The sequence below is a fragment of the Mesorhizobium sp. M8A.F.Ca.ET.165.01.1.1 genome (assembly GCF_004792065.1).
Taxonomy (GTDB): Bacteria; Pseudomonadota; Alphaproteobacteria; order Rhizobiales; family Rhizobiaceae; genus Mesorhizobium.
This window is the reverse complement of the sequence record NZ_SRTH01000016.1, coordinates 136,460-148,474: the sequence shown is the minus strand read 5'-3', so window position 1 is coordinate 148,474 and position 12,015 is coordinate 136,460. Positions and strand designations below refer to the sequence as shown.

11 protein-coding genes are annotated in these 12,015 nt (G+C 64.8%); 7 read left to right on the top strand and 4 right to left on the bottom strand.

What is annotated here, in order from left to right:
* Positions 1-211: 211 nt before the first annotated feature.
* From EN808_RS29815 to EN808_RS29790, 6 genes are all read left to right on the top strand, one after another.
* Complete coding sequence (locus EN808_RS29815; RefSeq protein WP_135917673.1) at positions 212-1,174, top strand: sugar-binding protein; 963 nt, start codon at positions 212-214, stop codon at positions 1,172-1,174.
* Positions 1,175-1,294: 120 nt separating this feature from the next.
* A complete protein-coding gene (locus tag EN808_RS29810) occupies positions 1,295-2,833 on the top strand; it encodes a sugar ABC transporter ATP-binding protein (protein ID WP_135917741.1) in 1,539 nt (512 codons plus the stop codon).
* 97 nt (positions 2,834-2,930) lie between these two features.
* Positions 2,931-3,926 carry an ABC transporter permease gene (locus EN808_RS29805; RefSeq protein ID WP_135917671.1) on the top strand — a complete coding sequence of 332 codons (996 nt, stop codon included), beginning with the start codon at positions 2,931-2,933 and terminating at the stop codon, positions 3,924-3,926.
* A gap of 82 nt (positions 3,927-4,008) precedes the next feature.
* Positions 4,009-4,788 (top strand): SDR family NAD(P)-dependent oxidoreductase, encoded by a 780-nt coding sequence (locus EN808_RS29800; RefSeq protein ID WP_135917669.1) that lies wholly within the window; start codon positions 4,009-4,011, stop codon positions 4,786-4,788.
* A gap of 8 nt (positions 4,789-4,796) precedes the next feature.
* Complete coding sequence (locus tag EN808_RS29795; RefSeq protein ID WP_135917667.1) at positions 4,797-5,390, top strand: SDR family oxidoreductase; 594 nt, start codon at positions 4,797-4,799, stop codon at positions 5,388-5,390.
* Positions 5,374-6,273 (top strand): aldose 1-epimerase, encoded by a 900-nt coding sequence (locus EN808_RS29790; protein WP_135917665.1) that lies wholly within the window; start codon positions 5,374-5,376, stop codon positions 6,271-6,273. The genes EN808_RS29795 and EN808_RS29790 overlap by 17 nt, the downstream gene beginning before the upstream one ends.
* Here EN808_RS29790 and EN808_RS29785 read toward each other — a convergent pair.
* The 4 genes from EN808_RS29785 to EN808_RS29770 are packed head-to-tail and all read right to left on the bottom strand — an operon-like array spanning position 6,270 to position 10,673.
* Positions 6,270-7,031: an SDR family NAD(P)-dependent oxidoreductase gene (locus EN808_RS29785; RefSeq protein ID WP_135917663.1), complete on the bottom strand. Its 762-nt coding sequence runs from the start codon at positions 7,029-7,031 to the stop codon at positions 6,270-6,272. The genes EN808_RS29790 and EN808_RS29785 overlap by 4 nt on opposite strands.
* Complete coding sequence (locus EN808_RS29780; RefSeq protein ID WP_135917660.1) at positions 7,028-8,578, bottom strand: sugar ABC transporter ATP-binding protein; 1,551 nt, start codon at positions 8,576-8,578, stop codon at positions 7,028-7,030. The genes EN808_RS29785 and EN808_RS29780 overlap by 4 nt, the downstream gene beginning before the upstream one ends.
* 54 nt (positions 8,579-8,632) lie before the next feature.
* Entirely contained in the window at positions 8,633-9,607 is a 975-nt protein-coding gene (locus EN808_RS29775) for a substrate-binding domain-containing protein (protein ID WP_135917658.1), read from the bottom strand.
* A gap of 55 nt (positions 9,608-9,662) precedes the next feature.
* A complete protein-coding gene (locus EN808_RS29770; RefSeq protein ID WP_135917656.1) occupies positions 9,663-10,673 on the bottom strand; it encodes an ABC transporter permease in 1,011 nt (336 codons plus the stop codon).
* 242 nt (positions 10,674-10,915) lie between these two features.
* Here EN808_RS29770 and EN808_RS29765 point away from each other — a divergent pair, with 242 nt between their 5' ends.
* Positions 10,916-11,947 carry a substrate-binding domain-containing protein gene (locus EN808_RS29765; protein WP_135917653.1) on the top strand — a complete coding sequence of 344 codons (1,032 nt, stop codon included), beginning with the start codon at positions 10,916-10,918 and terminating at the stop codon, positions 11,945-11,947.
* Positions 11,948-12,015: the final 68 nt, after the last annotated feature.

Sequence of the window (12,015 nt, the reverse complement as noted above, 5' to 3'; positions counted from 1 at the left end):
TGTGATATGTCAGACAAATCGGACTATTTACGAATGAAGAATGGTTGTCTAAAGTCCGTGGCCGTGGCTGGGAACGACGCCATTCTTCTCAGTGCCGGGAACCCCTTGAGGAGGAGGGCGTCCACGCCGCAGACGGCAATTCAGGTGAGCAAGACAATTCTAGTGAGCAAGTCCGGCCAGTCCTACGACTGACCAAAACGGGAGGTTGAACATGAAATCCTTGATACGCAATGCATCCATGGCCGCCGCGGCCCTGGCTGTCGGCCTGACGGCGACGGCCATCGCGCGCGCCGACGACAAGCCGACGCTGGCCTTCGTCGTCAACGGCGCTTCCGACTTCTGGAAAGCGGCCGAAGCCGGCGTCAAGAAGGCGCAGGGCGAACTGCCCGACTACACGCTCGAACTCAAATATCCCGAACAATCCTCGGTCGCCATCCAGCAGCGGCTGATGGACGATCTGGTGACCGCCGGCGTCAAGGGCATCATGGTCTCGGCCGTCGATCCCAAGACCTCGACCGATGGCTTGAACAAGATCGCCTCGCAGACGGCGCTGTTCACCACGGACTCGGATGCCCCGCAGACCAAGCGTGTCGCCTATATCGGCTCGTCCAATGTCGACGCCGGCAAGCAGGCGGCCGAAATCGCCAAGAAGGCGATGCCGAACGGCGGCAAGTGCCTCGGCTTCGTCGGCCTGCTCGGCGCCGACAATGCCAAGGAGCGCATCCAGGGCATGAAGGACGGTCTCGCCGGCACCAAGATCGAGCTCGTCGACGTGCGCGGCGACGACATCGACCAGGCGCGTGCCAAGAAGAATGTCGAGGACGCGCTGGTCGCCAGCCCCGACGTCACCTGCATGGTCGGCTTCTACTCCTACAACACGCCGCGCATCTATGAAGCGCTGCGCGACGCCGGCAAGCTCGGCTCGATCACCGTCGTCGGCTTCGATGACGATCCGATCACGCTGGGCGGCGTCAAGGAAGGTACAGTTGCCGCCACCGTCGTGCAGCAGCCCTTCGAATGGGCCTATCAGGGCATGAAGCTGATGGCTGCCTATCTCAAGGGCGACAAGTCCGGCATTCCGGCCAACGGGCTCATCATCATCCCGACCAAGATCATCGGCAAGGATGACGTCGACGCCTATGCCGCCAATCTCAAGGCGATGGCAGGAAACTAAGACCACAGGCAGTTCAGCCGGCTCAAGTGACTTGAGCCGGCTGTTCGCATTGACGAACCCTGCCGGGGTCGTCAGTCTGCAGAACGAGCCGTTTTGGCTCACCGGCTGCTGTCAGGCATGATGAATTATTCCGACACATCCATCACGGCGACCACCCCGTTCCTCAGCCTCGAGAACGTGCGCAAGACCTATCCGGGCGTCGTGGCGCTCGACGGGTTTTCGATGGAGGTCAGGCCGGGCGAGGTCATCGGCCTGGTCGGCGAGAACGGCGCGGGCAAATCCACGCTGATGAAAATCCTCGGTGGCGTCACCACGCCGGATACCGGCACCATCACGGTCGATGGCACCGCCCATAGCGGCCTGAGCGTGGAGGGCAGCCTGGGTTCGGGCATCGCCTTCGTTCACCAGGAACTCAATCTGTTCGAGAATCTCGATGTCGCCGCCAACATCTTCTTCGGCCGCGAGCCGCTGCGCGCCGGGCCGCTGCGGCTGGTCGACCGCGCGAAACTGCGCGAAATGGTGGCGCCGCTGCTGAAGCGCGTCGGCGCCAATTTTTCCGCCGACACACAGGTCGCGGATCTCTCGCTGGCGCAACAGCAGATGGTCGAGATCGCCAAGGCGCTGTCGATCAAGGCAAGGCTGGTCATCCTCGACGAGCCGACATCTAGCCTGCCGCTCGCCGAGACCGACAAGCTGCTCGACGTCATCAAGGCGCTGAAGGCCGACGGCATCTCGGTCATCTTCATCTCGCACCGCTTGCACGAGATCGAGCGCGTCGCCGACCGCGTCGTCGTGCTGCGCGACGGCATGCTGGCCGGAACATTGGGCAAGCGCGACATCAACCACGACCAGATGGTCAAGCTGATGATCGGCCGCATGCTGAAGGAACGCGAAAAGGCCTCCGAGGCCGCGCGTGCCCCGGGTGCCGTGGCGCTCTCGGCAAAGGCGGTCCGTACCCCCACCTATCCCAGCCGGCCGGTCGATCTCGATGTCAGGCGCGGCGAAATCCTCGGCCTTGCCGGTCTCGTCGGCTCGGGCCGCACCGAACTGGCACGGGTGTTCTTCGGCATCGAAGCCAGCCTTGGCGGCACGCTGGAGCTCAACGGCAAGCCACTTGCGCTGGCGAGCGCGGCGGACGCCGTCGCGCAAGGCATTTTCCTCGTGCCGGAGGATCGCAAGCTGACCGGCATCCTGCTCGACCTGTCGATCGCGCAGAATATCTCGCTGCCCAATTTGCCGGCGCATGCCAAGCGCACGCTGGTCTCGAACAGCGCGGAAGCGGCTACCGCCGAGAAGCAAAAGAAAAATCTCGGCATCAAGGCGCCTTCGGTGCAGACGCGCACGGGCACGCTGTCGGGCGGCAACCAGCAAAAGGTCGTGCTCGGCAAATGGCTGGCCATGAACCCCAAGGTGATGATCCTCGACGAGCCGACGCGCGGCATCGACATCGGCGCCAAGGCGGAGATTTACGGGCTAATGCGGGCGCTGGCCGATGCCGGCGTCGCCGTGCTGATGATCTCCAGCGACATGGAAGAGGTGATCGGCGTCTCCGACCGCATCGCCGTGATGCATGAGGGCCAGATCTCGGGCATCCTCGACAAGGACCATTTCAGCCAGGAAAACGTGCTGCTGCTGGCGGTTGGCAAGCCGGCAAACTAATGCATGCCGCGCAAAAGTGGCCCTCGGTTTTGCGGCAACGGCATGCATAAACAAAAAGCTGAAGCGCGCGACGCGCTTTAGCTAAGCGGAGACGACGATGACAAAGAAAGATCTCGGCCTGCTGATCCTGATCCTGGTGGTCGGAGCGATCGTTGCCATCATCAATCCGCGCTTCCTCTTGCCGATCAATCTCGCCAACACCTCGAACCTCATCGGTCTCTTCGGTATCCTGTCGATCGGCCAGGCCTTCGTCATCATCACCGGCGGCATCGAACTCTCCGTCGGCTCAGTCGTCGCGCTGCTGGGCACGCTGTTCATCGACTTCATCGCCGTGCGCGGCATGGGATGGCCGATCGCCTTCGTGCTGATCCTGGTGCTCGGCGCCATCATCGGATTGGCGCATGGCTGGCTGATCACGCGGCTCAAGCTGCAGCCCTTCGTCGTCACCCTGTGCGGCCTGTTGATCTATCGCGGCGTCGCGCGCTTCTACACCGCCGACGGCACCGCGGGCTTCGCCTTCGGCCAGAATTTTCCCGATCTCGAGTTCCTGACCGCCGGCCGCTCCTGGGGCGTGCCGAATTCCTTCTTCGCGCTGATCGTCATCGCCATCGTCATGTGGGTGGTGCTGCACCGCTCGGTGTTCGGGCGCTATCTCTACGCCATCGGCAAGAACGAGGAGGCGGCGAAATATTCGGGCATCCGCACCGGGCGGGTCGTCATGGCGGCTTACGTCATCTGCGGCGTGCTCACCGCGCTGTCTGCGATCTATTTCGCCATGTACACGCGCTCCATCTCGCCGGCCAGCCATGGCCAGTTCTACGAGCTCTACGCCATTGCCGCGGCCGTGCTCGGCGGCTTCTCGCTGCGCGGCGGCGAGGGCTCGCTGATCGGCGTCCTCCTCGGCACGGTGCTGCTGCAGGAATTGCAGAACCTGGTCAACCTGCTCGGCATCCCCTCCTCGCTCAACTTCGCGGTGATGGGGGGCGTCATCCTCGTTGGCGTGCTGGTCGACCAGCAATGGGGCGTGTTCCGGGCGCGCCGGCGGATGGTCGATGCCGCCCGCAAGGGCGCGGTCGGGGCGGCCGCGGAATAAGTCCCGCCCGCCCGTGTAGCTGCTTGTTCCTGCCGCCAGATTATTATAATAGCATAACCTGTGCTGCGGAGGCTGACGGGACATGCGCTGCGATTTGCGAGGCAAGGTGGCGCTGGTCACGGGAGCCGCCGGCGCCATCGGCAGTTCGATCTCCAAACGCCTGTCGGACAATGGCGCGGCGATCGTCGTCGCCGACATCAATGGCGAGGGCGCAAGCCAGGTCGCGGCGGGGTTGAGCGATGCGATGGCTTGCGCCACCGACATCCGCGACCCCGCCTCGGTGGACGCCGCGATCGCCGCGCTCATGCAGCGCTATGGCCGCCTCGACATCCTCATCAACAATGCCGGCGTCAACACGCTGGCGCATCGCGTCACGTTAGACGAATTCCCGGCCGACGAATGGGACCGCATCACCGGCATCGACCTCGATGGCCTCTACATCATGAGCCGGGCAGCACTGGCCCCGATGCTTGCCGCCGGCAAGGGCGGGCGCATCGTCAACATCGCCTCCGTCGTCGGGCTCGCCGCCATGCGGCTGCAAAGCCCGTTCGTCGCTGCCAAGGCCGGCATCATCCATCTGACGCGGTCGATGGCAATCGAGCTCGGCGCCAGGGGCATTCTCACCAACGCCATCGCGCCGGGATCGGTGATGACGGCGCTGACCGCCAAGCTGTTCTATGGCGAGGACGGCAAGTTCGCCGGGCGCACGCAGGAATTCCTCGCCCATGTGCCCCTCGCCCGGCCTGCCCGGCCGGAAGAGATCGCCGAGGCGGTGCTGTTCCTGGCCTCGCCGGCCGCCAGCTATGTCAACGGGCAGGTGCTGGCCGTCGATGGCGGCTGGACGGCGGGATACATGATGTGAGCGGGGCCATGGAAATCGATCTCACCGGCTCGACAATAGAACGGGAAGGCGCGAGCAATCCGGTTGCCGAGGCGGCACTCGCCGCCTTGCGCGCCAATGGCGGCCGCGTCCTCGAAGGGGCGCGGCCCGCCGACGTCCTGTCCCCCGACATCGTTCTGGTATCATGCCCGCTGCGTCCGGGAAGCACGGCCGAAAATCCCGGCACCTTGTATGCGGCCGCGCGCAAGGCGGCGGTGGCCATGACCGAGCGCGGCGGCGGACGCATCGTCTTCCTGCTTTCGGTGACTGCCGGCATGCCGATGCGCCGCCATCCGCGCTTTTCCATGGAGAACGCCTCGATCCTGACCGGCATGCGCACGCTGGCCATGGAGTTTGGCCCCAAAATCCTGGTCAATGCCGTCGGCGTCGGCTTGGTCGAGGACGAGACCATGGTTTCGGGTGACAAGGCGATGCTGAGCCATGTCCCGGTCAACCGCGCCGGCAATATCGAGGAAGCGGTTGCGGCCGTGCTGTTCTTCTGCGATCCACTCAACACCTATACGACGGGCCAGATGCTAGGCGTCGACGGGGGATGGATGGCGGGCTATGGGCGCAATTTCTGAACCGTTGACGCTGAAGGCCGGCGCAATCGAGGTCGGGCTGGTGCCGCAAATCGGCGGCTCCGTCAGTGCGCTGCGCTGGCGCGGCATCGATCTGATGCGCCGGCTTTCGGACGGCGATCGCGAGGCCGACAACGTGCTGGGCGTCGCCATGTTCCCGATGACGCCCTATGCCAACCGCATCGCCGGAAATGCCTTTGAGTTCAGGTCAAAGCGTTGGCAGGTCCTGCCCAACAATCCGCCGGAAAAATTCAACGTGCATGGCAGCGGCTGGCAGCATGGCTGGACTGTCGTCGAGGCAGGAGCCGGTAGCGTGACCCTGGCGCTGGATATCGCTGCCGCCGGCGAACCCTTTTCCTATCGCGCGACGCAGGCTTTCGTCGTTTCCGACGAAGGGCTTGATGTGACCATGACGCTGACCAACACCGGACCGGTTTCCCTGCCGTTCGGCTTCGGCCTGCACCCCTGGTTCGATCGCGATCCGGACGTCACTCTGCAATTCAAGGCCAAGCGTTTCTATCTCGAGGAGCCCGACGGCGTTTCCGGCGACCCGATCACGCTGCCACCCGAACTCGACTTCGCCGAAGGCCGGCCATTGCCAGCGGGCTGGCGCAACAATGATTATGCCGGCTGGGGCGGCGAGGCGAGCATCCGCTTTCCCTCGCGCGGCGCGGGGCTGCGGATCACGGCCGATCCGGTCTTCAGGCACCTGATGCTCTATGCCGACCCGACAAAACCGTTTTTCTGCGTCGAACCCCAGACCAATGCCTCCGGCGCCTTCAACCGCGGCCGATGGGATGATCCCGAAGAGGGCGTCATCGCGCTTGGCCCGGGGGAGAGTGCAGCCGGCGCTGTTTCGTTCATGCCCTTCGCGCTTCAATCCTAGAGCAGCCGAGCCAGCAGGCCGCCGTCCACCTGCATGGCACTGCCGGTGACGAAGGACGCGGCATCCGAGATCAGGAAGCCGATGGCCGTGGCGATCTCCGAAGGGTTGGCGATGCGGGCGATCCGGTTGGGCTCGAAGGAGAGGCCCAGCGCCTCCGCGCCGCCGGCCGCTTCCAGGCCGTCGAGCGTCATTCTTGTGGCGACCGAGCCGACCAGCACGGCGTTGACGCGGATGCGGTCGACGGCATAGTCGAGCGCCATCTGCCGCGACAGGCCGACGACCGCCGCCTTGGTCGCCGCATAGGCGGGCACACCGGGAACGGTGGCGTCGGCATGGACGGAGGCGATGTTGACGATGGAGCCGCCGCCGGCCGCGCGCAGCAGCGGCAAGGTCGCCCGGCAGACGCGGAAAATGGCCGTCAGATTGACTGATATGGTCCTGTCCCAGTCCTCGTCGGAAAGCTCTTCCAGCCGCTTGCCGGTCGGATAGATGCCGGCGCAGTTGACGACCGCGTCGAGCCCGCCGAACCGTTCAGTCGCCGCAGCAACGGCTGCCTGGACGTCCGCTTCGCGCGTGAGGTCGCTCTCCCGGAAGACCAGCTGGCTCCCGCCATAACGGCTCGCCAGTGCCTTGCCGTCATCGCCGTCCAGCCCGGCGCCAAAGACCTTGGCGCCGACGGCGACAAGGTATTCCGCCGTTGCCCGGCCGATCCCGGTCGCGGCGCCGGTGACGAAAATGCGTTTGCCGACAAATGTCATGCGGAAACCTGTGCCTGACGCTCGGCCTGCGCTGCGGTGACCGAACGCAAGACGCGATCCTCGCCGCCTTCGCCGCGGCCGAATTCATCGACGATGCGGCCGTCGGCGACGACCAGGCAGCGGTCGCAAAGGCCAATCAATTCCTCGAGTTCCGACGCGACGATCAGCAGTGCGACGCCCTTGTCGGCCAACTCGACCACGAGCCGGTAGATCTCATGCCGGGTTGCCGCGTCGACGCCCTTGGTCGGCTCGTCGAGCAGCAGCACCTTCGGCGCCCGCATCAGCACGCGGGCAAACAGCAGTTTCTGCTGGTTGCCGCCCGACAGATGGGTGACCGAGGCCTGCGGCGACGAAGCCTTGACGTTGAGCGCACGCATGGCTGCCACGATGGCGTTGCGCTCCAGCCCGCCGCGCACCACGCCGTGCCGCGACAGGGGCACGAGATTGCCGATGGTGATGTTGGCGCCGACCGGCAGGTTGAACAGCAGGCCGTCACGCTTGCGGTCCTCGGTCAGCAAAGCGATGCCGGCGGCGCGGGCATCGGCGGGCGATTTGATCGATACCTCCTTGCCGCCGACGTGGATCTCGCCCTCGGCCGGCACGCGGCCGTAGATCCCGTGCAGGATCTCGCTGCGGCCCGAGCCAAGCAGTCCCGCCAATCCGACGATCTCGCCGGCTGCGACGGACAGGTTGATGTCCCTCGCGCCATGGACGGCACCGCCGTGGCCGGCGACGCTGAGACGGCGAACCTCCAGCGCGGTCGGTGCGCCGACAGGCGCGGCATGCTCGGGGAACAGCCGCTGCAACTTTTGCCCGGACATCGAGAAGATGAAGGTCTCGGCGTCAAAATCCTCGCGAGCAATGCGCACCGCCATCTGGCCGTCGCGCAGCACGGTGGCGCGGTCGCAGATGGCGAGCACTTCCGGCAGGCGATGGGTGATGTAGATCATCGCCACGCCCTGTGCCTTGAGCCGACGCAGCACGGCAAACAGCGCGTCGACTTCGGTGCCCGAGAGCGACGCGGTCGGCTCGTCCAGCATCAGCACGCGCGGCTTCATGACAATGGCGCGGGCAATCATCACCAGATGACGCTGCGCCGAGGTCAGCGATGCGACATAGGCCCTGGGGTCGATATCGATGCCAAGATCGGCAAAGATCTCGGCCGCCCGCTGCTCGAGCTTCCGCTGGTGAACCAGCACGCCGTCGCCCAGACCGGTGCGGCCGGCAAAGACATTCTCGGCGACCGAGAGCTGTTCCAGCACCTCAATTTCCTGCGGCACGTAACCGACGCCGTTCGATCGCGCGTCGGCCGGAGAGGCAAAACTGACAGGCCGGCCGTCGAGCTGGATCGTGCCGGTGTAGGAGCCGGCCGGATGCACGCCGTTGAGGATCTTCACAAGGGTGGACTTGCCGGCGCCGTTCTGGCCGAGCAGAGCGTGGATTTCGGCAGACACCACGTCGAAATCGACACCGCGCAATGCCTGCACGCCGCCAAAATTCTTGGCGATCGCGGTAGCTGAAAACAGCGGCGGTTGGGTGGTCGACACAGTGGTCCCTCAGGATGTTGCCGGGTCCGCAGGATGCGGGCCCGGCGGCAGGTGTTACTGGCCGGCGCTGTCCAGCATCTTGTAATAGGGGTCAAGGTCGGCTGCGGTGATCACCTTAGCCGGCAACGGATTGCTGTAGGGAACCGTCTTGCCCTGTGCGAGGTCGCCGAGCAGTTCGGCAACTTTGGCGCTCTCCTCATAGAGCGGCTGCGCGACGATGCCGTAGGCGGCGCCCGATTTCACCAGGTCGAGGTTCTGCCTGATATAATCCATGCCGATGATGACGACGTCGCGTCCGGCCTTGCGGGCGGCGCCCGACCAGGTCTGGATGCTGTTGCCGGTGGTGCCGAAGGCGGCGGTCACGTCGGGATTGCCCTGCAGGATGGCCACCGCCTTGGCTTCGGCCGCCGACGGCTCGAAGCCTTCCATCTGGGTGTCGAGCACCTTGATGCCGGGGTACTTTGCCGCGATGGTCTTGCGGAAGGCATCCGACATGGCGTTCTCGGTGTCGTTGGAAGCGCCTTGCGTCAGCGCCACGGTGCCCTTGCCCCCGAGCTTGTCGCCGATGGCGATGGCCGCATTGGCGCCGACCTCGGCGATGTTCTCGCCGGTCGCAGCCTTCAGCCCATTGACGGTGCCTTCCGGCGGCAGCACGTGCCAGGTGACGATCGGGAAACCCTCCTTGGCAAGCTTGGTGATATAGGAATAGATCGCCGGATCGACCCCGTAGACGCCGATGGCGTCGTATTTGGTGCGGGCAAGCGCCGCTTCGGCAAGCGGCAGCGTCGCGGGAATATCCCAGTTGGTGGCACTCGGATCGCCGACGACCTCGCAGGTGTAGCCGAGCTCCTTGCACTTGTTGAGGAAGCCCGCCTGCATCAGCCTGTGCACCGGGTGATCCTTCATCGCCTGTACCCAGAGCAGATGCACATCCGCCGCCCGCGCTAGGCCCGCCACGCCCAGCGAGGTGGCGACTGTCGCCGCCACCAATGCGGCCCGGATCAGCCCTTTCTTCACCTGAATTTTCATGCCTTACCTCCCATGGTTCACCGGCATTTTTTGCCGGCGCAATATCCTGGCCGGTTCAAGCCCCGGCGATGAAGTAGCGGCGGCGCACTATGTCGAGGCCGACGGCCATGACCATGATCACGCCGACGGCGATCTGCTGCCAGTTGGAGTTGACGCCGATGACGACGAGGCCGCTCTGCACCACTTTCAGCATGAGGATGCCGACGACACCGCCGGCGACCGTGCCGGCGCCGCCGAACAGGCTGACGCCGCCGACCACGACACCGGCGATGACCGTCAGTTCCCAGCCGCTGCCGATCGAAGTGCCGCCGCTGCCGAGATCGGCCATGACGAACATGCCGGCGATCGCCGACAGTGCGCCGACAGTGATGAAGGCGCCGATCTTGCAGGCATTGGTGTTGATGCCGACGAGATGCGCCACTTCCTTGTTGCCGCCGGTGGCATAGATGTTGCGCCCGAGCACGGTGCGCCGCAGCACGAAATCGGCTGCCACCGCCGCGATGATGAAGAAGGCGAAACTCCAGCCGAGGCCGAAGGCGAGATCCGTACCGCCGATCGTATTGATCGCCTCCGGCAGCGGATAGACGGGATAGCCTCCCGTCACCACCTGGATCAGCCCCTGGCCGATGAACAGCATGCCGAGTGTCTGGATGAAGGCTGGAATGCCGAGCCTGACGACAATCAAGCCATTGAGCAGGCCGATCAATGCGCCGACGCCAATGCCGCAAAGAATGCCGACGGTCACCGGCAAGGCGGCCGCGGTCATCAGCTTGGCGGCAACCACCGCGGACAGTCCCGCGACCGAGCCGACGGACAGGTCGAACTCGCCGGCAACCAGCAGAACCGTCTGGCCGATGGCGATGATGCCGACAAAGGAGACGACGTTGAGAATGGCGCGGATGTTGCGCTCCGACAGGAAAGCCGGTTCGAGCAACCAGAAGAAGGCAATCAGCAAGGCCATCGCCGCCAGCACGCCGACTTCGCCCACCGCAATCAAGCCGATCAGTCGCCGCCGGAACGATTGCATGTCCCGGCGCGGAGAGCTCACCTCAGCCGCGCTGTTCATCCTGACCTCCCTGGCGGCGCCTGTTGCCGGATCCCGCGGCCGGCTCCATTCACCCGCGCCAATCCCGGCGCACTCCTCGTCTTCATTAAGATTATAATATTATAACTTGTCAACGATGAAAATTCCACGCCTCGCGACAGCGCGTCGCGTCGCTGGAAAGCGTCCGCTGCAACCGCTATGAATGGGCTGATGTGATCCGTGGGACTTTGCCTTGGTGGATCGCGCTCTCTTGGAGCAGGGTGATGACCGATAAGCCGCCGGCGGGCGAGAAAAAGCCGCAGCGCCTCGGCGTTCGCGAGATCGCCAAGCGCGTCGGCGTTGCGCCGATGACGGTGTCACGTGCGCTGTCCAATCCCGACATGGTGTCGCCGGAGACGCGCGCCAAGGTGCTCGAGGCGATCGAGCAGGCCGGCTTCGTGCCCAACCGCCTGGCCTCCAGCATGCGCGGCAATGGCCGCATGATCGGCACGGTTGTGCCGCCGCTGATCAATTCGGGCATAGCCGAACAGGTGCAAGGCATGTCCGACGAATGCCACGAGAGCGGCTATTCGATGCTCCTGGTGCAAGGTGAATTCACGCAGGAGGCCGAGGAGAAGGCGATCCGCAATCTGCTTGGTTGGCGCCCGGTCGGCATGATCCTGCAGAGCTTCGTGCAAAGCGAGACGGCGCGCGCGCTGCTGAAGAGCAGCGGCGCACCGGTGGTCGAGATCTCCGAGATCAAGGGCCGCAAGCCAATCGACATGGTGGTCGGCGTCTCCAATTTCGAGACAGCCTATGCCATGACCATGCATCTGGCGGCGAAGGGCTACAAGCGCATCGGCTTCGTCTCGACGCCGATCCACGGCAACGATCGTCTCCAGCAACGCCGCACCGGCTACCACGCGGCCTTGACCGAACTCGGCTTCAAGAACCATGCCGACCTGGAGGTCGAGGTGCCGATCACCGCGCAAGGCGGCGCCGAAGCGCTGGTGACGCTGACCTCCCGCCACAGGGATATCGACGCGATCTTCTTTTCCAGCGATACGCTCGCTGTCGGCGCCGTGCAGGAATGCCACCGGCGCGGTTGGGCGGTGCCTGGAAAAATCGCCATTGCCGGCTATGGCGACATGGATCTGGCCGCGCAGCTTCATCCGCCGCTGACCACGGTGAAGGTCAACCGCTACGGGATGGGACGGCGCGCGGTGCGGCAATTGCTGGCAAGGCTCGGCGGCGACACCAAGGTGCCGACCATCACCAGCCTCGGCTTCGAGATCGTCGACCGCGAAAGCGCTTGACGTCTTGATGTTAGTCGAAACGCGCCCCTAGCTTCGTCATCCTAGGGTCTGCGCCGCGTCGCTTCGCT